The organism is Paenibacillus sp. WG02 (genome assembly GCF_055396115.1).
The window spans coordinates 3,793,500-3,819,574 of sequence record NZ_AP036016.1 but is presented as its reverse complement, the minus strand read 5'-3'; the positions used below and the strand labels follow the sequence as shown (position 1 = coordinate 3,819,574).

General features: G+C 44.2%; 21 protein-coding genes, 1 pseudogene and 1 other annotated feature. Of the genes and pseudogenes, 7 read left to right on the top strand and 15 right to left on the bottom strand.

Annotated features, from left to right (window positions below; all coding sequences use genetic code 11):
• Positions 1 to 152: 152 nt before the first annotated feature.
• Entirely contained in the window at positions 153 to 416 is a 264-nt protein-coding gene (locus ACBP55_RS16960) for a YlbG family protein (RefSeq protein ID WP_029195610.1), read from the bottom strand.
• A gap of 47 nt (positions 417 to 463) precedes the next feature.
• Between ACBP55_RS16960 and ACBP55_RS16955 the strand changes: the two genes are divergently transcribed.
• The gene (locus tag ACBP55_RS16955) at positions 464 to 1,468 is read left to right on the top strand and encodes an asparaginase (RefSeq protein ID WP_464652886.1); all 1,005 of its coding nucleotides are present in this window, start codon (positions 464 to 466) and stop codon (positions 1,466 to 1,468) included.
• Positions 1,469 to 1,471: 3 nt separating this feature from the next.
• On the opposite strand, the gene ACBP55_RS16950 is transcribed toward ACBP55_RS16955, so the two are convergent.
• From ACBP55_RS16950 to ACBP55_RS16940, 3 genes are all read right to left on the bottom strand, one after another.
• Positions 1,472 to 1,921 carry a YlbF/YmcA family competence regulator gene (locus tag ACBP55_RS16950; RefSeq protein WP_464652885.1) on the bottom strand — a complete coding sequence of 150 codons (450 nt, stop codon included), beginning with the start codon at positions 1,919 to 1,921 and terminating at the stop codon, positions 1,472 to 1,474.
• 128 nt (positions 1,922 to 2,049) lie between these two features.
• Positions 2,050 to 4,089: a helicase-associated domain-containing protein gene (locus tag ACBP55_RS16945; RefSeq protein WP_464652884.1), complete on the bottom strand. Its 2,040-nt coding sequence runs from the start codon at positions 4,087 to 4,089 to the stop codon at positions 2,050 to 2,052.
• 16 nt (positions 4,090 to 4,105) lie between these two features.
• Complete coding sequence (locus ACBP55_RS16940) at positions 4,106 to 5,788, bottom strand: DNA repair helicase XPB (protein WP_464652883.1); 1,683 nt, start codon at positions 5,786 to 5,788, stop codon at positions 4,106 to 4,108.
• Between the two features lie 185 nt (positions 5,789 to 5,973).
• On the opposite strand from ACBP55_RS16940, the gene ACBP55_RS16935 reads away from it, so the two are divergent.
• Positions 5,974 to 6,486, top strand: coding sequence for a thermonuclease family protein (locus ACBP55_RS16935; protein ID WP_464652882.1), 513 nt, complete (start codon positions 5,974 to 5,976; stop codon positions 6,484 to 6,486).
• 147 nt (positions 6,487 to 6,633) lie between these two features.
• On the opposite strand, the gene ACBP55_RS16930 is transcribed toward ACBP55_RS16935, so the two are convergent.
• From ACBP55_RS16930 to ACBP55_RS16910, 5 genes are all read right to left on the bottom strand, one after another.
• A complete protein-coding gene (locus ACBP55_RS16930; protein ID WP_029195604.1) occupies positions 6,634 to 7,707 on the bottom strand; it encodes a Gfo/Idh/MocA family protein in 1,074 nt (357 codons plus the stop codon).
• 58 nt (positions 7,708 to 7,765) lie between these two features.
• On the bottom strand, positions 7,766 to 8,914 hold the full coding sequence (locus tag ACBP55_RS16925; RefSeq protein WP_173188139.1) for a Gfo/Idh/MocA family protein: 1,149 nt from the start codon (positions 8,912 to 8,914) through the stop codon (positions 7,766 to 7,768).
• A 173-nt stretch (positions 8,915 to 9,087) separates the two neighbouring features.
• Positions 9,088 to 11,193: a PAS domain-containing protein gene (locus ACBP55_RS16920; protein WP_464652881.1), complete on the bottom strand. Its 2,106-nt coding sequence runs from the start codon at positions 11,191 to 11,193 to the stop codon at positions 9,088 to 9,090.
• Between the two features lie 146 nt (positions 11,194 to 11,339).
• Complete coding sequence (locus tag ACBP55_RS16915; protein ID WP_464652880.1) at positions 11,340 to 11,780, bottom strand: CBS domain-containing protein; 441 nt, start codon at positions 11,778 to 11,780, stop codon at positions 11,340 to 11,342.
• Between the two features lie 63 nt (positions 11,781 to 11,843).
• The gene (locus ACBP55_RS16910) at positions 11,844 to 13,016 is read right to left on the bottom strand and encodes a M20 family metallopeptidase (protein ID WP_464652879.1); all 1,173 of its coding nucleotides are present in this window, start codon (positions 13,014 to 13,016) and stop codon (positions 11,844 to 11,846) included.
• 205 nt (positions 13,017 to 13,221) lie between these two features.
• On the opposite strand from ACBP55_RS16910, the gene ACBP55_RS16905 reads away from it, so the two are divergent.
• On the top strand, positions 13,222 to 13,569 hold the full coding sequence (locus ACBP55_RS16905) for a YugN family protein (RefSeq protein ID WP_029195600.1): 348 nt from the start codon (positions 13,222 to 13,224) through the stop codon (positions 13,567 to 13,569).
• A gap of 13 nt (positions 13,570 to 13,582) precedes the next feature.
• On the top strand, positions 13,583 to 14,752 hold the full coding sequence (gene ftsW / locus ACBP55_RS16900; protein ID WP_464652878.1) for a putative lipid II flippase FtsW: 1,170 nt from the start codon (positions 13,583 to 13,585) through the stop codon (positions 14,750 to 14,752).
• A gap of 18 nt (positions 14,753 to 14,770) precedes the next feature.
• On the opposite strand, the gene ACBP55_RS16895 is transcribed toward ftsW, so the two are convergent.
• Complete coding sequence (locus ACBP55_RS16895; protein ID WP_029195598.1) at positions 14,771 to 15,151, bottom strand: Asp23/Gls24 family envelope stress response protein; 381 nt, start codon at positions 15,149 to 15,151, stop codon at positions 14,771 to 14,773.
• Positions 15,152 to 15,357: 206 nt separating this feature from the next.
• On the opposite strand from ACBP55_RS16895, the gene cax reads away from it, so the two are divergent.
• Complete coding sequence (gene cax / locus ACBP55_RS16890; protein ID WP_464652877.1) at positions 15,358 to 16,404, top strand: calcium/proton exchanger; 1,047 nt, start codon at positions 15,358 to 15,360, stop codon at positions 16,402 to 16,404.
• Positions 16,405 to 16,445: 41 nt separating this feature from the next.
• Here the strand turns inward: cax and ACBP55_RS16885 are convergent, their stop codons facing one another.
• The 4 genes from ACBP55_RS16885 to ACBP55_RS16870 form a co-directional block, all read right to left on the bottom strand.
• Complete coding sequence (locus ACBP55_RS16885) at positions 16,446 to 16,733, bottom strand: Fpa/YlaN family protein (protein ID WP_029195596.1); 288 nt, start codon at positions 16,731 to 16,733, stop codon at positions 16,446 to 16,448.
• A 124-nt stretch (positions 16,734 to 16,857) separates the two neighbouring features.
• Positions 16,858 to 17,106: an HPr family phosphocarrier protein gene (locus ACBP55_RS16880; protein ID WP_029195595.1), complete on the bottom strand. Its 249-nt coding sequence runs from the start codon at positions 17,104 to 17,106 to the stop codon at positions 16,858 to 16,860.
• A gap of 114 nt (positions 17,107 to 17,220) precedes the next feature.
• Complete coding sequence (locus ACBP55_RS16875) at positions 17,221 to 17,898, bottom strand: TVP38/TMEM64 family protein (RefSeq protein WP_464652876.1); 678 nt, start codon at positions 17,896 to 17,898, stop codon at positions 17,221 to 17,223.
• Between the two features lie 269 nt (positions 17,899 to 18,167).
• Positions 18,168 to 20,156: a sensor domain-containing diguanylate cyclase gene (locus tag ACBP55_RS16870; protein ID WP_464652875.1), complete on the bottom strand. Its 1,989-nt coding sequence runs from the start codon at positions 20,154 to 20,156 to the stop codon at positions 18,168 to 18,170.
• Positions 20,157 to 20,509: 353 nt separating this feature from the next.
• Here ACBP55_RS16870 and rpsD point away from each other — a divergent pair, with 353 nt between their 5' ends.
• Positions 20,510 to 21,109, top strand: a complete 600-nt coding sequence (gene rpsD / locus ACBP55_RS16865) for a 30S ribosomal protein S4 (RefSeq protein ID WP_029195593.1) — start codon at positions 20,510 to 20,512, stop codon at positions 21,107 to 21,109.
• Between the two features lie 45 nt (positions 21,110 to 21,154).
• On the opposite strand, the pseudogene tyrS reads toward rpsD, so the two are convergent.
• Positions 21,155 to 22,415: pseudogene (gene tyrS, locus ACBP55_RS16860) on the bottom strand (tyrosine--tRNA ligase).
• 51 nt (positions 22,416 to 22,466) lie between these two features.
• Positions 22,467 to 22,744, bottom strand: a binding site (T-box leader).
• Between the two features lie 128 nt (positions 22,745 to 22,872).
• On the opposite strand from tyrS, the gene ACBP55_RS16855 reads away from it, so the two are divergent.
• Entirely contained in the window at positions 22,873 to 26,019 is a 3,147-nt protein-coding gene (locus ACBP55_RS16855) for a transglycosylase domain-containing protein (RefSeq protein WP_464652874.1), read from the top strand.
• The last annotated feature ends 56 nt before the right edge of the window (positions 26,020 to 26,075 follow it).

The following is a 26,075-nucleotide window of genomic DNA, read 5'->3' as shown; positions in this document are numbered from 1 at the left end:
GTTATATTTTACTTGATTATAACTTTTTTTCCCATGAAAGAATATATAAAATTATTAATAAATATTTGTGAAATCATGAAAAAATGCTTATTTTCTAAAAATTCAAAAAATAAAAAAAGCTTCTTACGAAGCTTTCGTTTTGCACTGCAGCCTCAAAGGGTGTAAAATCTAGTTTTGTCCGGCACATCACTACTGTATTCGGTTTTGATTTCGTTACGGTAAGACTTCTCTACCTTTTTGACGTACGGGAGCTTCAAAAGGTTCCGTGTCGTCTCATCTACTTTGCTGGCATGTATATAAAGAACGGCATAATTCATTTTCTTGGATATGTAATGAAGGGACCCGAACCGTTCCAAGTTTCTCGCGGCTTTGATATCGTTTACCCAAATGATTAATCCGCTACGCTCGATCATCATGATTGCAACCTCTTTTCAATAATCCTAGTATGGAGTGATATCACTGCATGAAGCCTTCTGACACCATTGTTCGCATATTCCGTGGAAGCATAACAGAAAGTATTCACCGCGTCCATCTCGCGGTCGTTAACACTGGGGGGACGCTTCTGCATCAAGCTGGCGACCCACAGCTGCTCACCTTCGCTCGTTCGACAGCGAAGCTCATTCAAGCATTGCCGGTGATTGAATCCGGCGCGGCTGATCATTTCGGCCTCACCGATGCCGAAATCGCCCTATGCTGCGCTTCCCACAACGGGGAAGCTGAGCACGTGAGCACGGCCCAGGGTATCCTCGGCAAGCTCGGTTACCACCATGAGCACCTGCAGTGCGGTGCACATGAGCCTTACCACGCGCCGACCGCTCAGGCGATGCGCGAGCGAAGTGAATCCCCGAGCACCTTGCACAACAATTGCTCGGGCAAACATTCGGGCATGCTGGCGCTTAGCGCACATCTTGGCGCATCGCCGGATACGTACATGAACATCCAGCATCCTGTTCAACAGCTTATGCTGGATGCCGTCTGCGCCATGACCGGTGTGCCGAAGCCGGAGATGCAGTTCGGGATTGACGGTTGCGGGGTGCCCGTATTCGGCATGAGAATTCACCAACTGGCACTTGCCTTCGCCAGATTAGGCCGCCCTGACGAATTGCCGCAAGGACGTGCAAACGCTTGCCAAAGAATTGTCGCCGCGGTGCGTAAATATCCTCAATTCCTCGCGGGAAGCGACCGCTTCGATACGCGATTAATCGAGGTAACGGGTGGCCGTATTATCGGCAAGATGGGAGCCGAGGGCATCTTCGCCGTCACGATTCCTGAGCAAGGACTTGGCTTCGTCTTAAAGATCGAAGACGGTCATGTTCGGGCCTTGTATCCCGCTGTCGTCGAAGCTTTGAAGCAGCTAAGCTTGCTCTCGGAGTCTGAAGTAAGCGAACTTGCCTCCTACCATACCCCTACCATTCATAACTGGCAGGGAACCGAGGTCGGAATCATCCGCCCCGATTTCCAGCTTTAGTTCTTACCCGCAATTTCCGCTGCAGTTTCCACCGGAACTGCAGCCTTTGCCAGTTGGAAGTGGATTATTGCTTGGGACTTTAATCGTATCGGAGACCGCATGCGCGATCGTTGTAGAAACGGTAAACAGCAAATCGTCCAAACGGTCTTCCGCTTCTTTGAACCTGCGCACCGCTTCCACAGCATGCAGTTTCTCCTGAATCTCATTCACTGCGGCTAAAGCTTCGTGATAGCTTGGGTGGTAATGCCCGAAGCGTTCGCATTCCTCGAAAGCATCTTTCTTTCTGGCGAAAACCGCTTTAAGATCCCGAACTTCTGCGCTGTTCTCCACAGCGATCTTCCAATATAAATAATCTGCCACTTCAGCAGAGGAATTAATCATATCACCCATGTCATAAGCCTGCATAAGAACAGCCGACATATCTATTGTTTCTGCTTCCATTGTCTGTAACATAACTGAGATCAACATCCTTCCTCTCAAAAAATATATAACATCTCTACTATACCACAGTTCCTCAAGAGTTTCTTCCTTTTCTCTTTGCAGCGAAATCCAGGTCCATTTGCGTTCCGGCTCATTCAAGCCTACGTGTAGACACCTTCATCGTTAATACCAGGCAAAATGAGCTTCATTTCCTCCCAGTCCTCGCTCGCCAATGAAATTTCCTGATATTCCTCCAGTCCTTCCAATATCCAGCCCGATCGTTCTTCGCGAAGAATTCGGGGGATAATCAAGCGGTTTCGCCCTTCTTTTCGAAGTTGCAGAACGCTTTTCCATTCGATAGCTTTACGGATCATCTCTTTGCGTGTTGAGCCGTGATACGCTCGAAATTCCTTAATCCAGCTTACAGGAATATCCTGCATATCCGGATACAATTCGTCCCGCACCGGCAAATGGGTATCCATTTCATAAAGCTGGATGGTATCCCGTGAATAACAGAGGCCACCTGTCTGATTTTCGGACGAAATCAACGTATTGGAAACCTCTGCATGCTTGTCTTTTCGGCTGCTGCTTGGATTGAAACCCATTTTCTCTAGACACTTCGTGAGCAATGTCAAATGTTCACGCAAAACAATAAAGTCTGAGCCACCGACGCGTTCCCCCAGAAGTGGAAGGCATTTCTCATTTCTAAGCAAAGCCTCCGCAATATCCTCGGAACGGCAGCGAAGCAGCGTCACTTCTTCGATATACAGCTTACCTGCTTGCTCTCCCCATTGCTCTAAAGTAATCGTTATATGTGCTGGCACTTCGTAAAGAGCATTCTCGTGCAGCATCCGAACCATCTCTTCGCTGCTCATCCCCTTTTCCCAAGCACGGTAGCAGCTTTCTTTGGTTATGCGATAGGTTCGAACCAAATCTGTCGTTTGGAGATCAGCGAAAGCCGCGATATTCCACTCTGTGAGAAGTGATACGTCCGGAGGGAGCAACATTTCGAAATCTGGCTGCACATAAAGCGAGGGACGCACCTCAACATGCATTTCTGACGATCTGAGGTCATTCTCCTTATTATTATGTGAGGCCTGTTGAATCGGGGTGATTAACCAGCGAAACCATAGATGATCTTCCTTATCGATACCCAACTCTATGAAATGGAAAACAGATAAAGGAACCATCCATGTTGTCATGATAGCTTTGCGAAGTGACGCTTCATCCGTCACCTGCCCCCCTAAGGAACAGCAAGAACGAATTCCTTTCACAATCATGTCCACCTCATACCACTGCCCGAATTCCCCCCTCTCCATCCATGATATGCCATGTTCAAGCCAAACAGGTGCAGGAACCAACAACTGACGCCAAATCTGGTATAATTGCCCCTGCTGCCTGTCGTAGGATTCCTGAAGCCATTTTAGACAGGACTGTTGATTAAAGAGGTAACAGTCACCTTGGCTATTTATGGATAGGAAACCCATACGAATAGCCATTTCAATCATTAGCGCTGCAGGTTCGTCATAAACGTCTCTAAATGCGTAAGTAAGCCCAGATGAGCGTAATATGTCATTCGGCAAGGCCAGATGTTCCGTTAGCTTTTGCAGCTGCTTTTTATGTAAAGTCCCTTTATTCGTGAGCGGAAGAACTGATTGTTGGTTACAAGCCACCAGAAAATGAAACAGCTGCTGTGCCAAGCCTCTAGGATGAATCGATTTCGCTGGATCTGATATGTTTAATTGTCCTGCGTTTCCGGCTTCCCACAACTCAAGATCCATATCTTCTTTACCTGATTGAAGCTGATCTGACGGAAACAACAACAGCTGCCATGCTGCAAAAGCATCCTCAGGCAGGATAAAAAGCTGCTCCCCCCATGCTTTGCGAAAAGCCGCAACAACGCCAGCTCTTCTAAGTCCTACAAGGCCTAGAGCGACTTGCGCACCTGACATACGAAGAGCTGCTTGCTTTTCCAACGCCTCTCTTGTAAACGGTTCACAGCCAAATGCGGATACGATGAGACGCAGCGTATGCTTTTCATCCAATAACAAATGCCGGTTCAACTCAGCAAGGTACTTCTGATCCGTCATTAAATCAAGGAATGCCACGCCTTGTTCCAGGAAAGATGAGCACCATTTTTGTTCCATAATGAGCTCTTTTAGTTCTCGAGGCATTTTCCTATCGATATGTTCAAATCTCATCCTATGCTCCTTCTCTTCATTTCGTCGTTTGATTCCAACTTGTTATGCTATATTCATAGCCCTGCTCAACTAGAAATAACTGCCTTTTCATAGCAAAGTCCTGCTCCTTCGTATCCTCGCTAATCAGAGAATAGAAGACCGCTGCGTTCGTGCCGCTGCTCTTAGGACGAAGGATACGCCCAAGCCGCTGCGCCTCTTCTTGCCGCGAACCATAACTGCCCGACACCTGAATAGCTACGACGGCGTCGGGCAGGTCGACAGCAAAATTGGCAACCTTGGATACAATAAGGAGAGGCACCTGACCTTTTTTGAATTGGTCGTATAGCTCCTCTCGGATCTCATGCGCAACTCCGCCGCTGATCATAGGCGCGCCGGTATGGGCAGCGATAAGCTCTAACTGACTAATATATTGACCGATGATTAACGTCTGTTCGTTCGCATGAAGCCGCAATAAGTAGTTAATAACCTCTAGCTTAGCGGTATTTTCTCCAGCAATCCTGAACTGCTGCCTAGCACCCGAGGCTCCATAACGATCCCGATCGATAGCCGATAAAGACACTCGAAATTCCTTACAGGCGACCTTGGCTATCCAGCCCTTCGACTCAAGCTCTTTCCAAGCCATATCATATTTCTTCGGTCCGACAAGTGAGAAAACGTCTTCTTCTCGGCCGTCTTCCCTAATTAAAGTAGCCGTTAATCCGAGTCTGCGTGTCGCTTGTATCTCTGCTGTGGCCCGAAAAACGGGGGCTGGCAAAAGATGAACCTCGTCATAAATAATCAGACCCCAGTCTCTCTGACTAAACAGCCGCATGTGCGAGAACTCGTCTTCTTTCTTCCCTCGATGCGTCAAAATCTGATAAGTTGCAATTGTAATAGGCCTTACTTCCTTCGTAGTGCCGTTATATTCCCCTACCTGATCTTCCGCTAAGCCCGTTTTGCTCAAAATCTCACGCTTCCACTGCTTCACCGAAGTCACATTAGTTGTCAGAATCAACGTTGCACAGTTGCATCTAGCCATCGCAGCTATGCCAACCACTGTCTTTCCCGCTCCACAAGGAAGCACTAACACACCGCTGCCGCCTTCTCCGACACGGTTAAAAGCATCTACAGCATGCTTTTGGTAATCTCGCAGTTGGAACGGGGCTTCCATCGTATCTTCATTCCGAAGCTGAATCGGAAGAAACTCGCCGCTGCGATAAGCGGCCAAATCTTCTACAGGATACCCCAGCTTGATAAGTTCCTGCTTCAAGACACCGCGTGAAATCGGTGAAATAGCAATAGCGCGCTCTCCGCGGGTATCCTCTAGATACCTCTTCAACGAATCGTAAGCGCTAATTTCTTTTAACACGACTGTGTCATCGCTAACTAAATAAAGCTCATTTCCGACATTCTCCATACGCAGTATGCCATACCGCTTCACATATTTACGTATGATGCTTAGTACCCCGGTAGGAACACCAAATTTGGCATTTCGTTGTAAAAAATCCGACATTTCTTCTATTGGCATCCCAGCAGCTGATGCATTCCACAGCGATAATGGCGTAATCCGATACGTGTGAAGATGCTCCGGGCTTTTGATCAAATCTGCGAAACGGGATATTATCCCTCTAACCGTATCAAATTCAGGGTGATTCGTTTCCACTAATATCGATAAATCGCTCTGAACAATCAGAGGACGGGTAGGATCCATGGCAATCATGTGCTGCCTCCTTTTTTCCTAGTATGAAAGGAAAGCACTTGATTTAAACATCCCCGCCATGCTAACGTCTAAAACATACTTAAAGAAAAACACAGTTTATGCTTACGAAGAAAGTTTTCTTACGAAAACTCAGTCAATGCTTACGATGCAAGTTTTCCTAAAGGAAAACTCTTAGGAGGTCATTCATGCGCAAATGGAAAATCACTCTTGCTGTACTGCTTAGTCTAGTCATCTTGATGACGGCTTGTGGGACTAAACCCGCAGCTGTAGCTGGCAGAGAGCGAGTAAAAGTGGAACGTATCGTGGACGGTGACACACTTGAGGTCACAATGAAGGGGAAGAAAGAGAAAGTACGATTAATTGGTGTGGACACACCGGAGACGAAGAAGCCAAATACACCCGTTATGTTTTATGGAAAAGAAGCAAGTGCTTATACGAAGAAGCGATTGGAGAAGGAAACCGTCGAGCTTGAATTTGATGTAGATAAAAAGGATCAATATGATCGCTTGCTCGTTTACGTATGGATCGGTGAAGAACTCTTCAACCGTACCCTGGTTCAAGAGGGGTATGCTCGCATGGCTACATATCCTCCGAACGTCAAGTACGTAGATGCTTTTAAGAAAGATCAAGAAACAGCCCGTAATAAGAAGAAAGGCATTTGGCAGGATTACGATAAAGCATTCGATACCAAGAAATAACCGAAAATTATCAAGAAACGTAAAACGGGCAGCTAGCGATACTACCGCTAAACTACCCGAATTTTAAGCTAAATGTACAGTTGTGTTATCACGCCAAAAGGCAATTATCGCTGCCTATGAAAGCTTTTGTCCTGTTAATGCGCAAGCCTACTCCACACGGATTGCATTCGCCTGAGCAATCAAGCACAGCTCTGCTGCTTTGAACGTATGCGCCTGTGTCATGGCATGCTCGGTACGATTCAGACAGTCCAAGATCAACTGGCCGAAGAAAGGAAAGCCTACTTGCCCATGGAGGCTGTAGTGCTTTTCTCCTTGCTGGTTGACCAGGTATAACTGATCTCCCTGCGGATCGCGAGCGATGTCAATATATTTACGAAGCTCAATATAACCTTCTGTTCCTAGAATAACTGTCCGTCCATCTCCCCAAGTCCCCAAACCACTCGGTGTAAGCCAATCCACACGGAAATAGTTTGTCGCCCCGTTGTCTCCAATCAGTGTTGCGTCACCGAAATCCTCCAGCTCCGGATAATCCTTCGCATGGTAATTCGCCACTTTGCTGCTTACAACAGTAGCATCCTTGCACCCTGCATAATGCAAAAACTGTTCGATTTGATGACTGCCGATATCACAGAGAATGCCGCCATAATTTTCTTTCTTGAAAAACCAATCCGGGCGATTCGAATGTCCCAATCGGTGCGGCCCTAAACCAATGACCTGCACGACACGGCCAATTGCACCCTCTTCAATAAGCTGTCCCGCGAAAACAGCGCTTTCCACATGGAGACGTTCACTGTAATAGACAGCGAATTTGCGACCCGTCGCTTCAACTGTTGCCTTCGCAGCAGCCAATTGATCTAACGTCGTGAAAGGAGCTTTATCTGTAAAATAATCTTTGCCATTCTCCATCGCTCGGACACCTAACGCTCCGCGTTCAGAAGGTACAGCAGCTGAAGCGATTAGCTTCACTTCGGCATCGTCAAATATTTCTTGCTCAGACGCCGCTACTTTCACATGAGGATACCTCTCAACAAATGCCTTTACCTTAGCAGGGTCCTGATCATAAACCCATTTGAGCTCTGCTCCTGCTTCTTGCAAGCCATTACACATGCCATAGATATGACCATGATCCAAGGCAATAGCAGCGAAAACGAACTCCCCTTTTTGAACGACAATGTTCGGCTTCCCTTTTGGTGCGTAATTCATTCCATCACTTTTCTGCATGTCCCAATTCCTCCACCATCTTACCCCATGTACGCATTAGCGCGAGGTGTTCATGTTTTTAGACTACAAGTGTTTTAAAACCAGCCTCTTTATTGACAGTGGAATTTTTAATTTTATCTTGCAAATGCTGCTCGAACAGTTCCTCGTCGATCGGCAGATCTACCCAATTGTCTGTCCACGTCGACAACAGCATAGCATTGGATAGCATCAGTCCTTTGATTCCTTCTTCCCCTGGAGCGACCAATGGCGTGCCATGCAGAATGGCATCTACCCAGTTTTGCGTGATGCCTTTGTGGCCTGTTTCTTGCCCTTCAATTGGAATCTCGCATTTCCAGCACTCCGGTTGACCAAATCCACCTTTATAGGTTTCATTAAATTCTCTCTCGGATACACGCAAACGCCAAAATGTCAGCTTGCCATCCTCGATCACAATCTTACCGCGGTCACCAGACAATTCGAACCGGTTCGTTCCCGGAGCTTCGCCTGTTGTTGTAACGAATAAGCCTGTAGCGCCATTCTCATATTCTACGAATGCGGTTACATCGTCCTCTACTTCGATATTGCGATGCTTTCCGAAATAACAAAATGCACGAACCCGTTTAGGCATCATATCGATCGTCCACTGCCACAAGTCAAGCTGATGCGGATCCTGGTTAATGAGTACACCGCCGCCTTCGCCTGCCCATGTTGCACGCCAGCCGCCTGAATCGTAGTAGCTTTGGGATCTGTACCAATTCGTAATGATCCAGTTCGTTCTGCGGATTTCACCAAGCTCTCCGGAAGAAACCAGATCCTTCAACTTTTTATATAATGGATTTGTACGTTGATTGTACATCATACTGAATACTTTTCCTGAAGCTTGCGCCGCTTCGTTCATTTGACGAACTTGTTTCGTGTAAACACCTGCTGGTTTCTCACACAACACATGGAGTCCGGCTTCAAATGCGCGGGCAGCTACCTCTGGGTGATCATAGTGAGGAGTCGCAATCAATACACCGTCAACGGTCCCAGAAGTAAGGAATGTATCGAGATTGTCGAATAATTGGACGCCTTCACCTAGGTTTTCTTTTGCCCATTCCAAGCGGTCAGCTCTGAACTCGCATATTGCGGTTAGCTGAGCACCCTTCACTTCATTGTTCACCAAATATTTGGCATGTCCGGTTCCCATATTGCCCAGACCAATAATACCAATCCTTACTTTCTCCATATGGTTATCACCTTTTTCTCGTTAGATTCACAATTATTGAACACGTTATCAATGTAGCATATTTAGAAGACCGCATCTTGTCGCAGATTGACCTCCTTATTGCGAACTTTGACAGTTACACCATATACACAAATGGAAAAAAGACCAGTTTCCTGGTCCATTCCCTCCTTTTTTCACGAAAAAGCTGGAAGTTGGATAAGGACCGTGGTGCCAACGCCAAGCTTACTTTGATATTCGATATGTCCTTGATGTTCATCGATAATCGCGAAGCTCACCATGACGCCGAGCCCAGTTCCCTTCTCTTTGGTCGTATAAAAGGGTTCCCCTATGCGCGGCAGCCGCTCCTCCGATATACCCAATCCCTGATCTGCGAAATAGAGCGCTACACCGCCCGCAGCCTGTTTCACAGAAACATGCAGGCCGCCTCCATTTGGCATCGCCTCAATAGCATTTTTAATCATATTCACGAAAACCTGCTTCAATTGATTGCGCTCACATTTAACCAGAGGAAGATCAGGTTCACAATCTAGTTCGATGATCACATCGCTCATGATTGCCTCTGTATTCAGTAATTCAATGACTTCACTTAAAATAGCCTTCGTATCGTGAGGTTCGAACGCTACGACCTGTGGCTTAGCTAGAATCAGAAGCTCGCCCAAAATCAGCTCGATCCGGTTAAATTCTTCCTGCATGATCTGAAAATACCGAAGCTTGCTTTCTTCGTTTGCTTGACACATCAGCTTGGCAAAGCCTTTGAGTGCCGTAAGCGGATTACGAATCTCATGTGCGATTCCAGCAGCCAATTGTCCAGCGACATTCAATTTTTCCGTTTTGCGAAGAAGCTCTTCTGTCTGTTTTTGTATGGTGATATCCTGCACCGTTCCAAAGAGGCGCAGCGGTCTCCCCCATTCGTCATAGGTCGTTTTGGCCATAGTATGAATCATTCGGACCTCAGTCTCATTCACAATAATGCGATATACCAAATCTAGTAAACCGCCATGCAAAGCATCACGAATGGCCGCTTTCACTTTAACTGTATCATCCGGATGAACCGCATTAAAAAAAGCTTCTATTGTATTCCCAAAATATTCACGGCGCATATGGAACAGAACAAACAACTCATCTGACCAATACAAATCATTCCTGATCACATCCCAGTCATAGTGACCCAGTCCAGCTATTTCTTGCGCAATTTCCAAATTAGCTTTGCTTCTTTTAAGCTCTGTTTCAATTTGTTTATACGTTGTAATATCATGAATGAGTCCCCGTACAGCCGTGAGCCCGTTATCGCGAATGACTCGCTCGATTTGAGATTTCAGATGGCGCACCTCTCCATCATTACGAACAATCCTATACTCGACTTCTGATATTCCAACCTGAATCGCTGTCTCAAAAGCAAGGGCTACTTTATCGCGATCATCCGATACAATTGGCTTAATAGCTTCGCTTAATGCCATGGAATCTAAAGGATCAAGACCGTGGATACGGTACATTTCCTCGGACCATATGCAATACTCATCGTTTAGATTTCGTTCAAAGCTGCCAAATTGTCCAAGCCTTTGGGCTTGAACAAAACGTTCCTCGACCAACTTACGTTCCGTAATATCGCGCCAAATGCCCAAGATCTGACTTCTTTTGCCATCCTCATCTAACATCCATTTGTAATTTTTCTCAAACCACACGTACCAACCTTTTTTATGTAAAAAACGACAGGTGATCATCCCTTGGTCTGCAACAGTTGCATGGTTTTCATCCGTAAAAATACTTCTCAGAATCTCCGTGTCATCTGATTGACAATACGTCAAGATCCGAGTACCGACCATTTCATCGACCTCATAACCAAGCAGAGGTTGAATTGCAGGGGATAAATAACGAAATTTACCATCTACGGAAGTCAATGTGATTAAATCCTGAAAATTCTCTGTATATTTTAGGTAATACTCACTTTCTAGCAATGATCTAATTTCAGCAAAATCCGGTTTATGGAGTGCAATATGCAAGCTCCCGCCAAATGGATATGCACTCACCCTTACCCACTGATTGGACGATTTTATGTACTCTTCAAAATGAACCTCTACCTTATTTTTAAAGGCTTTATGGAATTGGTCGTAACAAGCGTACCGTATCGCAGCTGGAAATTCTGCCCAAGCGACTTTACCCAACAATTCATCGGGCGTACGATTTAAAATTTTTGCTGCATATTCGTTGATATATGTATAATGCCAACCTGCGTCTAGAATAATTACACCAATAAATGCGCTGTCTTCGACCCTATTCATTCTAAGCTGTTAACCTCCCCTACCCTTTCGCTACCATTATCTCTCATCACTTATCGGTAGTAAAGATGACAATTTTTTCTGACAAAAAAAGCAACCTACCTCCTTAGAATGGAAACAGGTTGCTTACTTTTATATATGGATCATTCTTATTTACTGCCGACTAGTATTCTGTCAGATGAAATTTTACTAAGTGCTTCCCCTGCCTCATCCTCAAAGCTGCCGCGAACCGCTAGGTCACCGATGGCTACTATTCCGACAAGCTCGCCATTCTCTACTACAGGTAAACGTCGAATTTGATCTTTGGCCATCATTTTGGCGGCTTCATCAACAGTTGTATCAGGAGTTATTGTCGCAATATCCTTCGTAATTACCTTCTCGACAGCTGTAGAACCAGAATGCTTTTCTGCGTATCCGCGAACAACAAGGTCACGGTCTGTTACAACGCCAATGAGCTTCCTGCCCTCAACAACGGCAACGAATCCGATATCGTGCTGTTTCATTTTCAAAGCGATCTCGTATACATTATCTTGCAGAGTAACGGTCACGCAATCTTTACTCATGATGTCCCTTACTTTTTTACCAGCCATGTCCCATAATCCCTCCTTGGAGTTAACTTACCTCTATAGCATTCTCCAAAGGAAGGACGGCATTCATGCCATATAATCCAAAGCCATTCCTAACAATAAATTTGCTGCATTTAGCATGGATTTCTCGTCAATATCAAACTTCGGATGATGGTGCGGATGAACGATGCCAGCCTCAACATTACCTGCACCCACGAACATAAAACAACCTGGTCGGTGATTCAAATAATAGGAAAAGTCCTCTCCGGCCATAATAAGTGGGGATTCGTGCACGGCTTCTGCCCCGAACAACTCGGTACCGACTTTGAAGAAACGCTCAGCTTCTTTCCCGTCATTAACAACCGTAGGGTAACCTAATTTATAGTTTATCTTATAGGAAGCCTGATACATCTCACAGGTGGCATGTACAATCCGTTCTAGGCGCTCCTTCACATCTTGTCTAAGTTCTGCATTGAAAGTACGCACAGTGCCATTCAGCACACTCGTTTCGGCTATGACATTGAAGCTAGAGCCTCCGTGGAAGGATCCAACGCTTACCACACATGGTTCTATCGGATCTACTTGTCGACTTACGATCGATTGAAGATTTACAACTAATTGAGAAGCTACATAAATGCTGTCAATGGTTTGATGAGGCAAACCTCCATGTCCGCCTTTTCCTTGAATGTGAATGGTGAATTCGTCAGGTGCCGCCATTAAGGGACCTGCTTTGGAATAAAAATTGCCGACAGGAAATGGTGTCCATAAATGAACGCCGAACACGGCATCCACACCTTCAAGAGCCCCGTGTTGAATCATGGAATCAGCGCCACCGGGCGTAATTTCTTCAGCATGCTGGAACAGGAAAACCAGATTCCCTTTCAGTTGAGAGCGATGCTGACTCGCCACTTTGGCAATACTAAGCAGTGTTGCGGTGTGTGCGTCGTGTCCGCATGCGTGCATAACTCCCTTCGTAAGTGAAGCGTATGCACAATTCATCTTCTCATCTTGTATAGGAAGTGCATCCATGTCTGCTCGAAGCGCAATCGTAGGACCTTCACTGCTGCCGCGGAGCAGTCCGACAATCCCATTACCTCCTACATTTGTGCGAACTTCAATGTCCCAACTTTGCAAATGATTCGCCACAAATTCAGCGGTGCGATATTCATGGAATGAGAGTTCTGGATTTTGATGTAAGTAGCGTCTCCAGGCAACCATTTCTTCATAATTCGCTTGTAAGCTAGCTTGAAAATCGTTCATAAGGAAAATCCTCCGCCCATCCTTGTTTCTTAACTTTTCACGCTTGCCCGTGTCATTGAACCTATTCTACCAAATATATGATCATGTTTCATCTGTAAAGTGCCATCAAATATTAGAAAATTGAAGTTGCTATCGACTTGCAGAACCTTTGGAAACATACTATCATGAATAAAGAATGCATACGTACAATATGGAGGCGTTAAAAGTGATTATTGAAGCAACTGGCCTAAAAGGCTTAAAAAGCGATTTGGCTCACCTTGATGAAGTAACGACTAAACTTGGTTTCGTGCGTTGGCAGTGGGAATACACGCGCGCTACTTATGATTTTAAATTGGAAGATAAAGCAAGCAAATCCGTGTATTTCTTACGTGTAAATGCTCGTGTTGAATCCGGTAAACTAGAATCTCCTTATGCAATTTTATTCTTAGAAGATGCGTACATAGGTAAAGAAACGTTCCCGCATGGCTTGGATTACAATTCTCCAATCCCTGAGTCCGTTCTCAAAATTTCCAATCAAAAATTAGCACAACTGCAGCAATTATTAGCAGACTAGGCGAGGAAACAGCATGAATCCCCCTCGAAGAGGAACGCCGGATTTTCTGCTGCTTTTTTTAACCTTTGTACTTGTTTGCTTCGGTCTTGCCATGGTCTTCAGTGCAAGCTCAATGACGAGTGCTTTTTATGAAAAATTTAACAATGATCCCTGGTTTTTTACAAAAAAGCAGCTCATGGCCGTAGGAATAGGAACGGTCGGCATGCTTTTTTGCATGAACCTCCACTACACCAAGCTGAAAAAGTTGGTTCTTCCTGCTTTTTTTGTTATCGTAGTGCTGCTCGTTCTCGTTATTTTTACATCAAAAGCAAATGGTGCAGCCAGCTGGTTTAATGTAGGTAAATTTGGCATTCAGCCAACGGAATTCGCCAAGTTAATCGTTATTCTTTACTTGGCTTCTCTCATTAGTAATAAAGAAGAGAAGTTCCGTAATTTCAAGAAGGGGCTGCTCCCTGCACTACTTATTGTTGGGTTTGTATGCTTTCTAATCATGCTGCAGCCAGACTTTGGCTCCTGTATGATTCTACTCGTTTGTGCAGCCATCGTCATTATGGTCGGCGGCTCCAATTTGAAGCATATTTTCTTTATTGGGACAGGCTTTGTTGCCATTGCCGCTATTGGGGTTGCCCTTTACCTGCTCAAAGGAAACACCAATAATAATTACCGGATAAACCGTCTGACCTCCTTTCTCGACCCTTTCTCTGATCCTCAAGGCAATGGACTTCAAGTTGTGCAATCTTTGTACGCTTTTGGTCATGGCGGATTGACCGGTGCAGGATTCGGACAAGGTATTCAGAAGCTGCATTATTTGCCTGAAGCTCATACAGACTTCATTTTTGCGATTATCGGGGAAGAACTCGGATTCATTGGCAGTGCCTTATTTATACTTATTTTTCTTATCTTCCTATGGCGAGGCATCCTCGTTGCAGTTCGCAGTCCTGATATGTTCGGTATGCTAACTGGTGTTGGTATCATGGTTATGTTTGCCCTTCAAGCCTTTATTAATATCGGCGGAGTAACCAATACAATCCCTTTAACAGGTGTAACCTTGCCCTTTATTTCAGCAGGCGGCTCCTCCATGATGGTCTCACTTATCAGTATGGGGATCCTGCTAAGTATATCTCGGGAACAGACGCACAAAGAAGATGCAAAACCAAAAAAAAGACCCAATCGATTTCAGTGAAATCATTGGGTCTTTCTTCTATTTTACACGATGTGGATCGTCTGCTGTCTCTTCTTCTTTGAACGCAACGCCTTCCACCTTGACGTTGACTTCCACCACGGTTAGTCCGGTCATATTTTCAACAGCTTCTCTCACGTTTTCTTGGAGATCCCTGCATACATCCTGAATACGGGAACCGTAATTGACGATCACACGCAGATCGATGGCTGCTTCCACTTGCCCAACTTCAACAGACACACCACGTTGCACATTCTTTCCACTTAGTCGCTTAGCTAAGCCTTCCGAGATACCGCCTGACATGCCGGCGATGCCTGCTGTCTCCAGAGCTGCAAGTCCTGCAATTGTCGATACTACATCATCAGAAATACGAATTAAACCGGTTTGATTGTCTTCGGACATACAGATCAACTCCTCATATATAATATAGGGACCTTTAAGTTTAAAGCTCAAAGTCTCTCCACTCTGTATAAATCTATTGTAATAAGTTCACTAGATGAAAGCAAGATCAGCGATTACGGACTTATCGAATTTACATTGGGTTCCAAAGTAGGTATATTAAAAGAAGTCAAAAAGTTCCAATAAAAGAATGAGTCGGAGGGTTTACTTTGAAAGGTAAATTGTTTTACATCGGGTTAATCATTTCTTTCGTTACAACGGGTATCGCTCATTACATGCATCTGAATTCAACACTTCAGTTCATTATTGCTTGTATAGCGATCATTTTTGTAGCTGGATTTCTAGGTAAAGCCACGGAAAGCGTTGCACACTATGCAGGTGAGCGCGTAGGCGGATTCCTCAATGCAACATTTGGTAACGCAGCTGAGTTAATTATTGCGTACTTCTTAGTTAGAGACGGATTGTTCGATGTTGTCAAGGCCAGTCTTACCGGAGCCATTATCGGCAATTTGCTGCTTGTATTGGGACTTAGTATATTTGTAGGTGGATTAAAGTTCAAAGAACAGTCATTTAACGTAAAACTTGCTTCGCACAATTCTTCCTTAATGATTCTTGGGGTTGTTGCGTTATTCATTCCAGCCATCTTCGCAGGCGGATTAACAACCAAAGAAACGTCAACAATGAGCATGATCGTCGCGATATTACTGATAGCCGCCTATTTGCTCTGGCTCCTATTCTCCATGGTTACACACAAAAGTGTACTTTCTGATGAAGCTATTGAACATGGTGAGGCCGCTTGGTCCAAAGGAACTTCCATCCTTTTTCTAATCCTAGCCACCGTCATGGTAGCCTTCACCAGTGAATGGTTAGTGGGTACATTAGAAGAAGTCACCCATAGATTTGGATTATCTGAGCTGTTTGTAGGTGCATTCCTCATCGCCATTATTGGAAATGCCGCAGAGCATAGCGCCGCCGTGATGATGGCCACGAAGAATAAAATGGGCGCAGCCGTAGAAATAGCCATCGGCAGTTCGTTACAGATCGCCTTATTCGTAGCTCCTGTGCTTATACTTGTCAGTTTCTTCGTAAGTGGAACTCCTATGAACATTGTCTTCTCCACCTATGAAATTGCTGCCATTGGAGTCGCCGTCTTTATTACGAAGTCGATAACCCAAGATGGCTCTACCAACTGGTATGAAGGACTTCTACTGCTCGTGGTCTACATCATTCTAGGCGTCGTGTTCTTCCTCGTCTAAATACATAACAAAGACAAAAAAAAGTAACCCATTGTGAAGGGTTACTTTTTGTTATTCAACGCTTCATATAGCTGCGCAAGATTACGTTCAAGCTTGCTGAGAATTTGTTTGCCAGGTATTTCGGAAATAAGTCCCGCTCGAATGGCAAAATCAATTTCTCTAGAAAGTCCGTACATTTGCGTATCTAAAACTTCTTCATACAGTGGGCATTGACGCGTTGTCAAATTCTCCATTTGTACTTCGATTAGTTTTTCGATTTTATCTGCATCTTCTTGGAGAAGATTAAGCGCTTTTTGATTCATGTCCAGCAATAGATCAGATGAAGACATTCCCAACTTCCCCCTATACGCATAGTCATCCGTCCTTATATGATCTATATTAAGCGAAATTGGATCAATATACAAGAGAAGGTACCCTCAGAGATTCTGAGAGTACCTTCTTTAAGGATGAATGCTATTCTTGAACTACGTTTACGCCCAAATTGTGCTTAGCGAATACTTCCGCCATAGCGACTTTCGCTTCTTCTGCATCCGGCCCATGAACATGAAGATCATAATTGCTGGAGCTAAGTAATGTAGTAAACAATCCTAAGATACTTTTTACATCGATATACTTATTATCATATTGGAGAACGATTGACGATCTGAATTTATTAGCTGTTTGTGAAATTTCAACAATTGCGGCATTATTAGCACTTGGCATATTTCATTCCTCCATTTATTTGCATCTGAATTGGTCGCCTTGCTCCCTATATGATAACTTGGAAAGGTTACTTAACGCAACTAAAAATTTCCTTCATTCTCCAAGTAAAGCGCTTTACTTCGTCTTTGCTGCAAAGGCTTTCTTCACGCCATTCCCCACTAGGATCAAAACAACGAAAATACCTAACAACAAAAGTAGTCTTCCCTTATATTTCTGGAAATGAAATAAATCATGGGCAATCATCGATTCCAGAAAAACGATCGGCAGTTTCCCCAGCAAGGTACCCCATAGAAAATGAGTAAATCGCATTCGAGTTAGCCCTGCACCAAAATTAATCGCCGAGGAAGGTAAAATCGGAATCAATCTCCCTAGAAGGACATACAAGAATCCTCGCTTCTCCATTCGCTTACTAAACTGCGTCACTATCGGAAATCGCTCGAGCTTTTTCTCCACCCATGCATGTCCATAATAGCGAGCAAAATAAAAAGACGAGATCGCTCCCAAACAAGACATTATGTAATTAACAAGAAACCCCATTTTAATACCGAAAATAGCTACATTCGTACCTGCAACAACAACAAACGGAATAAACGGAAAGAACGTTTGAAAAAAAATTAAAGCCATTCCGATGATTTTACCGGGCCAACCAATGTCCCTTAAATGTTCAGATAGCTGTCGCATATTACTATGAGTAAGTTTAATGCCTGTAGGGTTATAAAATAAAAAGGCAATCAGAGCAACGAGCACAATACAAATAAATAAAACTAACAAAATATTTTTTTTGTTTAACACCGACAAATTTCGACCATCCTTCCCTTAGACCAAATCATTGTAACATTTTACAGAAGGTTCAGGAAGAGAAAATTGAGGAGTTATCTGGTTCTATAATGGTGAAGTACCCTATCATATTTCCATCCTTTGTGTAGTTTTCCCTGCCTGTACAAATTTATTAGATTAGATAACCTATTATCGACATTTTTTGCACACTGCGCATCCAGGTTCCTTGATTTGAAAGTTTTACAGCGAAGGAAAAGCACCTGTCCTTAGACAAGTGCTCGTTACTAACCGATTCGAATTTGGTTGCGGCCGTTATTTTTCGCTTGATAGAGAGCCATATCTGCCCGATAGAAAAGTGATTCTACACTAATCTTATCTTCTTCCCAATTCCAATCCGAAACACCACAGGAAACAGTTACCTGCGGATTAGTCTCCTCTAGAACACGAACACGAATACGTTCTGCGATTCGAAGCGTTTGAGACTTGGCTACTTGCGGTAAATAGACCGCTAGTCTTTCCCCGCCCCACCTTGCTGCAATATCACTATCCCTAATACTAGTTTTAATAATCTGACTTACCTGGATCAAGATTTTATCGCCTACCTGATGGCCGTAGGTATCATTAACCCGTTTGAAATTATCTATATCAACAACGATGAGTGAGCCGCAAAAATCCTTTTTTTGCATCGAATTAGCCTGCTCGTCCAAATAATGACGTACATATAGTCCTGTAAGATTGTCTGTAATAACCATTCGTTTCACTTCAGCATGCAGGGAAGCATTCGTCATGGCAAGTCCAATATGACCCGAAAGAACCTGCAACAATTTATAATTATCATAGGAGAAGAAATTTGGCTTGCTATGCACGACTAGAATAACGCCCTCAACTTGTCCATTCACGAGGATCGGCGAACCAATCAGCGAGCGGGAGTTAGTTAACTTCATCAGCTTTGACTCGACCTTGTCATTGCTCCAATAGTCTGAAATAATAATCGGTTCTTTGGAGGTATAGACAGCGCCAGAAAAGCCTTGACCTATGGTAAAGGTCTCATGAAACATGGCTGGCAAATTAGTTGCTTGTACAATTAAATTCTCACTATTTTTATCCGCCTGCAAAATACAGCTATAATCCGCGCCGAAAATACTTAAAATCTCGCTCGAGGCTGAATTAAAGATTTCGTTTAAACGCAAGCTCTGATTTAACTGCTTGGTAATTTCATTAATTAGTCGAAGCTCGTTAATCATTAAGTTGGACTGCTCGTACAATTTAGCGTTTTCAAAAGCTGAACCCGCTGTATCGGCAAGCAATGATATGAATTGCAAATCCGATGCATGAATCAAATCGTTGTTAGACGTCATATATAACACACCATATACGCCCTGTTTACCTGATAATGGAGCTGCTATTTGACCTGTACTTGGCCCACTGCTCTCGGAAGAAGGTTCAAATATGACGTGCCCTTCCATAAAAGCACGCGTTCGAATGTCATCCTCCGTACTTTGGAAATTCAAAGGCTTTACGGATAGATTCGTAGAGTCATTATCCTGTGAAAGTAATAAATCTACTTGTATATTGGGATAAACGCTATGCATGCATTCTATGACTTCGGTCAACACCGAATCGACATCAATTTTGGCATGTAGCTTCTTAGAAGCCTCAAATAAAATATCATGCTTCTTAAACTCAAGTTCCCTATTTAGATGCTGCATAAACAAGTGGTCGTACTTGCGACGATCCTCCACGCTCTGCAAACTGCCTTGGAAAGCAAGGGAAATGACATAGAACAATTGCACAAGTTCATCTGCTTCTGTAAGCGCATGGGAAAATAGTCCCAAATAAAGAATTGGAATCCCTTGTGGATCTAGGACTGGAATCGAAGCAGCCAAAACTGACTTCAGTTCTTTTGCGCTCATTTCTTCGCTAGTCATGATATGCATTTTAGGATTTTCAGAACATCGTGCCAGCGGATTGTCATTGCGTTCTGCGTAGTTCCATGATGCTCCTACCTGCAGCAATAAATCAGTAAGAGGTGTATCATGGGAGCAAGCATTAACCACTTTCAGATCCGTATCCACGCATAACAGTGCGGTTTGAGGCGGCAGCATCGCTTGCCCGAATTGGTGAATCCATTCATCAAAAGCATCTCGAACGACGTGATAACCATTGGATTCCCAATAGGAAAAGTTGCTAGAAAGAACAAGTCCTTGCCGAAGAAACTCTTCGAAGTGTTCTGCACGACTTTGTTGTTTCAAACTACGAAGTGATTCACTCATAGGCTCTCCTTCACCAACAAACTGTAGTCCTATTGAACCAGGCAAAATCTTACCTCATATTATCATACTATTTTTCCGTGCTTATTGCACGATTTTTTAGAATCACTTTAAAGGATTGAGACTTGACACATGCCCCTGTTTTTAATAAAATTAGAAGTCGAGTAACAACATGATTTCGGTGAATGCCAATTGTGATCACCCTCACTGCTTTTGCTCCTGCCAAGACAGCGGCTGAACTACTCTTGTCAGGGAATCACAGTATGATTCGTAAGCAAAACCAGGCACTTGTCTTCACCCTGACATCTAGATGCTATCTACTAAACTAATTGTTGAAAAGAAGGAGTTTTTCCTAAATGTCACGTTATACAGGACCTAAATTTAAATTAAGCCGTCGTGTTGGTATCTCTTTGAGCGGTAACGGCAAAGACTTGAAACGCCCATTCCCTCCAGGTCAACATGGCCCAGGACAACGCAAAAAAATGAGCGGCTATGGCGTTCAATTAAATGAAAAACAAAAGCTTCGTCACATGTACGGTTTGAACGAGAAGCAATTCCGCAACTTGTTCGATAAAGCTTCCAAACTTAAAGGTATTGCCGGTGAGAACTTCATGATCTTGCTTGAAAGCCGTTTGGACAACTTGGTTTACCGTCTTGGTCTTTCCAACTCCCGCGCAGGCGCGCGTCAGCTAGTTGCTCACGGTCACGTAACTGTGAACGGCAAAAAAGTAGATATCGCTTCTTACATCGTATCTACTGGCGACGTTATTGCTCTTCGTGAAAGAAGCAAAGGTCTTTCCGCAGTGAAAGAAGCTCTTGCTAACCGTAACTACCTGCCAACTTACCTTGAGTTCAACGACGCAAGCGTAGAAGGCAAGTACATCCGTTTGCCAGAACGTTCTGAGCTTCCACAAGAAATTGACGAGAAACAAATCGTCGAGTTCTACAGCCGTTAATAAAAGCAAGCCCCTCTGGGATTTCCCTGAGGGGCTTATTTTTTGTTAAGCTAACTGTACAAGATAGTAATTCTTTTTACCGCGGCGAATAATAATGTAAGTATCTCCGAGCCTACCCAAATCTTTGGCTGCTGCATCGAATTGCGTCACTTTAACACCGTTGACCGTGACAGTCCCCGCTTTCAATATCTTGACGCGCTTGACGTTTAGACGGTGCCGCTCCTACGGATATCAGTAAATCAACCAACGCCATATCATCTTGATCTATCGTTGTAGATGGAACATCCTTGAACGCTTCTTCAATTTCTGTACGAGAAAGCTCCTGAATATTCCCACTGAATAAAGCCGCTGTAATGTTAAGAGCACTTTCTAACGCGTCTCCACCATGTACAAGCCTCGTAACTTCGCGGGCAAGCAATTTCTGAGCTTCCCTCTTCTCAGGCTGAGCCTGTACTTCTTCTTCGAGACGTTCGATTTCCTCATGAGAAACGAAAGTAAAATATTTCAGGAAACGGATGGCATCATTGTCGGCAGTGCCTAACCAAAATTGGTAGAACTGGTAAGGAGACGTTTTGCTAGCATCTAACCAAATAGCTCCGCCTTCTGTCTTTCCGAACTTTTGACCATCACTCTTTGTCACAAGCGGCAAAGTTACTCCGTAAGCACGTTTGTCTGTGGATTTACCGATAAGCTCAAGACCAGCCGTAATATTGCCCCATTGGTCACTTCCGCCAATTTGCACGGAGCAATTTTTGGTTTCATTGAGCTTCAGGAAATCGTAAGATTGCAGAATCATGTAGCTGAACTCTGTGAAAGAAATCCCTTTGGAGATCCGTGAATCAACAGAATCCTTGGCCAACATGTAATTGACGGTAAAATTTTTGCCTACATCACGAAGGAATTCGATGACATTCAGCGATCCAAGCCAATCGTAATTGTTGACTAGCTCTGCACTATTTTCAATTTCAGTCGAGAAGTCGAGAAATCGAGATAACTGCTTTTTGATGCTTTGAGACCAAGCCTCGACAACTTCAGGTCCATTAAGTGTTCGCTCATTGGCTTTCCCGCTTGGATCACCGATTAAACCGGTTCCCCCGCCAACGAGTGCCAAAGGAATATGACCTGCGAGCTGAAAGCGTCTCAGCGTTAGAATAGGCAGCAAACTGCCGATATGCAAGCTGTCTGCAGTAGGGTCAAAGCCGCAATAAAGCGTAACACGCTCCTCGCTTAGCTTTTTGTCCAAGCCCTCTCGATCCGTAATTTGATGCAGCAGCCCACGAAACTCCAAATCCTTCAAAATATCCATGTTCATCCATCTCCTTTTTCTTTAAACATACAAAAAAAGCCTTCTTATCCACAAAGGGACGAGAAGACTTGACTCGCGGTACCACCCTAATTAAAACAGTAGTTACGTACATCTATAACAGGTGTTATGTGCACGGCTAGCTATTTTCACTCAAGAACCTTTAACGGGGTTTAATCGGCAAATACTACTTGTGCAGCTCATGTAGCTGCAGGTTCCCATTCACTGCTCAAGACCGTAATTCACTAACCTGCAGGTACCGGTTCGCACCCTCCACCGGCTCTCTGAAAGCATCCACAAGCTACCTACTGCTGATCTTTCTACGCATTTGATAAAAATTTATCACATGTTTCTAGGTGTTGTCAAACCATGTCGGCATCGTTTCTTCGGTTCATCATTACCGCATAAGGTGCAATTATGGTATACTATTAGGGTTCATGTAAGGAGGATATTGGAACTTATGCGCAATTTTTTCGCAAAATGGAATCGCCCTTGGGTGAGAACGACATTCAAAGTAACTTGGATTACCTTAAAGTGGACCATCATTAGTGCTTTTTTGGCGGGGATTGTTGGTGGATCCGCCGCATTCGGGTATGTGAGTGCACTTGTCAAAAAAGATCCTGTACGCACCGAAGAATCCATACGTCAGCAGATGCAGGAAAATGCAGTAACAGGCTTTGCTTACTTCAATGACGATACTGTCATAGGGCAATTGCGAACGGAAGAAGACCGTCGTCTCGCTCAGCTAGATGACATACCTCAACTACTGTTAGACGCTGTCCTCGCTATTGAAGACAAAGACTTCTACAACCATCGCGGGATCGATTTCCGCGGACTTTACCGCGCAGTAACTCAGAAGCTGCTGAACGAGGAAGTACAAACAGGCGGCAGTACGATTACGCAACAGCTTGCCAGACGGGTATTTCTAACACTAGACAAAGATGACGGACGTAAAGCAAGAGAGCTCCTGCTTGCGCTGCGGATGGAACGCCTAATGTCCAAGGATGAAATTTTGCTCGCTTATTTGAACAAAATTCCTTATGGCAATGGCGCGACTGGCTATAATCTGTATGGGATTAAAGCTGCTGCCAAAGGTCTCTTCAACATCGACGATCTGGATAAGTTAAACGTTGCTCAAGCCGCATACTTAGCCGGTCTGCCGCAATCCCCATCGCAGTACTCTGCCTTCACAAGTAAGCCCGAGTTTGATGAAGATGGGTTCAAAAAAGCGGTTACGCGTGAACAATTAGTACTCAAACGGATGCTGGAAGAAAAGAAAATTACGAACGAGCAGTACCAAGAAGCACTTAAGTTTGATCTCAAAGCTTCCATGCCCGCTGCGGCTCAGAAGGCTTATACGACTTATCCTTACCTAATGATTGAAACAGAACAAGAAGCAGCAGAAATTTTGTTGAAGATCCAGAAGCCTGATCTTGATCCTAAGAAAAATCAGGCCGCTTATAATGAAGCATTAAAAGGCATACATACTCAGCTCTTACGTGGTGGTTATCAAATCTATACAACCATTGATAAGACGATTTATGATTCCATGCATGAAATATCGAGTAATGAGAAAAACTTCGCCCCTACAGACGATAAAAAGGGCATGGAACAAGTCGGGGCCATCATGATCGATTCTAAAACTGGGGCTATAAAAGGGATGATTGAGGGGCGCAATTTCTTCGAAGAGCAGCTCAATCACGCCACACAAGCATTCAGGCAGCCTGGATCAACCATGAAACCAATCGCCGCTTATATACCTGCCTTAGAGAAAGGGGCCATTCAACCGGCTAGTGTCGTGGATGATATCCCCATTATTCTAAAAGACGGTGTGAAAGGCTTTCATCTTCCAGAAAACTGGGATCACAAGTTTCACGGATTAATGACAGCCAGAAAAGCACTAAACCAGTCTTACAACATCCCTGCTATTGATATATTTTTGAATAAAGTGGGCATTAATGATGCTTGGGATTTTGCAAAAAAACTCGGTATCACGTCCATTCAAAAAGAAGATTACGTTGCGCAGACCGGTGTAATCGGCGGTTTAAGCAAGGGAACTTCCGTGAGGGAACTGACTGGCGCTTATGCTTCTATTCCGAATAAAGGCGTATTTAATGATACGTTTATGATTCGAGAAATCAAAGATTCGAATGGCAAAACGATTTATACGCATGATCTGAAGCCTACTCCTGTCTACTCTCCGCAAAGTGCATATCTAATTACGGATATGATGAAAACGGTGATTAGCCAAGGTACAGCGACAGATTTGATGCAAAAATATAAATCATACGGCAAAATTGAGATTTCAGGTAAAACAGGATCTACGCAAGACGATGCCGATGCTTGGTTTATGGGATTCAGCCCGGACATCACAGTTGGCGTGTGGATCGGCTACGATCAACCGATCAATAAATTGTCATCGTCGTTGAAATCATCGCAAATGCATCAAACCTATCACGCCAAAGATATATGGGCACTCATCATGAACCGAACGATCGAACAAAAGCCGGAGCTATTCCCTACCAAAACTTTCGCAAAACCGGAAGGTATTGTCTCGGCAACCGTTTCCAGCTTGTCAGGTAAGCTTCCGAGCGAATTAACGACGAAGTCCGATCTTTTAGTTACTGATCTTTTCAACAAGAAATATGTGCCAACTGAAGTCGACAATGTGATGGTACGGATGAAAATCAGTTCATTTGGCGGACTGAATTACATGGCACAAGATAATACGCCGGCAGATTTCGTGCAGGAGAAAACAGTTATTAAAAGGCAAAAATCGATCAGTCAATTGCTCAAAGAAATCGAAGTAGCCATGAGTAAACTACCTGAAAAAAGCCGTAAGCCGATCGATAATTATAAGCCTACCGATTATGACGATGACGCACCATCCGAAGTTGACCCTCGGGTTGATGACGGTAAAGAGCCTGCAGCACCAACGAACGTTATAACAACAAAGTCCGGTGATACAGCAACTATTGCCTTCCAGGCAAGTCCGAATCCTGATATCGTCGGCTATCGCATATATCGTTCCGATAACCGCGGTAAGTTCCAGCTCATGGGGGGCAAAGTGGTCTTGGCAGGGGCTGAGACGAAATTTACCGATCAAATCCCAGGAACTAGCTTAATCGGATATTATGTAACAGCAGTCGATGTAGCGGGGAAAGAATCGGTACCTAGCCGCTCCTCTTATACAGATGGAAGCTCGCTAGATTCATTGTTCGTACCTTCTGTCGACGGCAATCAAATTCCAGGAGCAACTAACCCTCCTGCAGGCTCCAACGGCGGAATCGGTGAACCCATCGGAACCGACAATGGTAACCATGGAAGTGCAAAGGACCTGCCAGCTGCACCAACCGGTATTAAAGCCAAAGCAGATGGCGCAGGTGTGGTTTTAACTTGGAAAGCCAATGCGTCCAAGGATAAAGTAAAGCAGTATCAAGTCTATTTTAGTGATAAAGAAAAAGGCACTTTTAAGAAGCTTGGTTCTGTGAGTGATGCAACCGAGTTTCACTATTACGCAGCAGCTTACAACGGTTATTATAAAGTAACTGCTGTCAATGATGCAGGCGAATCAAAGCCATCAGCCGCTATCGCCTATAACAACTAAGTCACGATGTACAAAGACCCGGATAACCGGGTCTTTGTTATTTTCCAAAAGCTTAA

What these genes read in the sequence shown, in the direction of transcription:
- ACBP55_RS16955 (WP_464652886.1), top strand. Translation starts at nt 464, where the DNA reads ATGAAGCCTTCTGACACCATTGTTCGCATATTCCGTGGAAGCATAACA.
- ACBP55_RS16935 (WP_464652882.1), top strand. Translation starts at nt 5,974, where the DNA reads ATGCGCAAATGGAAAATCACTCTTGCTGTACTGCTTAGTCTAGTCATC.
- ACBP55_RS16885 (WP_029195596.1), bottom strand. Translation starts at nt 16,733, where the DNA reads ATGTCTTCATCTGATCTATTGCTGGACATGAATCAAAAAGCGCTTAAT.
- ACBP55_RS16930 (WP_029195604.1), bottom strand. Translation starts at nt 7,707, where the DNA reads ATGCAGAAAAGTGATGGAATGAATTACGCACCAAAAGGGAAGCCGAAC.
- ftsW (WP_464652878.1), top strand. Translation starts at nt 13,583, where the DNA reads ATGAATCCCCCTCGAAGAGGAACGCCGGATTTTCTGCTGCTTTTTTTA.
- ACBP55_RS16870 (WP_464652875.1), bottom strand. Translation starts at nt 20,156, where the DNA reads ATGAGTGAATCACTTCGTAGTTTGAAACAACAAAGTCGTGCAGAACAC.
- ACBP55_RS16915 (WP_464652880.1), bottom strand. Translation starts at nt 11,780, where the DNA reads ATGGCTGGTAAAAAAGTAAGGGACATCATGAGTAAAGATTGCGTGACC.
- ACBP55_RS16960 (WP_029195610.1), bottom strand. Translation starts at nt 416, where the DNA reads ATGATGATCGAGCGTAGCGGATTAATCATTTGGGTAAACGATATCAAA.
- rpsD (WP_029195593.1), top strand. Translation starts at nt 20,510, where the DNA reads ATGTCACGTTATACAGGACCTAAATTTAAATTAAGCCGTCGTGTTGGT.
- ACBP55_RS16920 (WP_464652881.1), bottom strand. Translation starts at nt 11,193, where the DNA reads ATGAATAGGGTCGAAGACAGCGCATTTATTGGTGTAATTATTCTAGAC.
- ACBP55_RS16925 (WP_173188139.1), bottom strand. Translation starts at nt 8,914, where the DNA reads ATGGAGAAAGTAAGGATTGGTATTATTGGTCTGGGCAATATGGGAACC.
- ACBP55_RS16895 (WP_029195598.1), bottom strand. Translation starts at nt 15,151, where the DNA reads ATGTCCGAAGACAATCAAACCGGTTTAATTCGTATTTCTGATGATGTA.
- ACBP55_RS16950 (WP_464652885.1), bottom strand. Translation starts at nt 1,921, where the DNA reads ATGTTACAGACAATGGAAGCAGAAACAATAGATATGTCGGCTGTTCTT.
- ACBP55_RS16855 (WP_464652874.1), top strand. Translation starts at nt 22,873, where the DNA reads ATGCGCAATTTTTTCGCAAAATGGAATCGCCCTTGGGTGAGAACGACA.
- ACBP55_RS16910 (WP_464652879.1), bottom strand. Translation starts at nt 13,016, where the DNA reads ATGAACGATTTTCAAGCTAGCTTACAAGCGAATTATGAAGAAATGGTT.
- ACBP55_RS16940 (WP_464652883.1), bottom strand. Translation starts at nt 5,788, where the DNA reads ATGATTGCCATGGATCCTACCCGTCCTCTGATTGTTCAGAGCGATTTA.
- ACBP55_RS16945 (WP_464652884.1), bottom strand. Translation starts at nt 4,089, where the DNA reads ATGAGATTTGAACATATCGATAGGAAAATGCCTCGAGAACTAAAAGAG.
- ACBP55_RS16880 (WP_029195595.1), bottom strand. Translation starts at nt 17,106, where the DNA reads ATGCCAAGTGCTAATAATGCCGCAATTGTTGAAATTTCACAAACAGCT.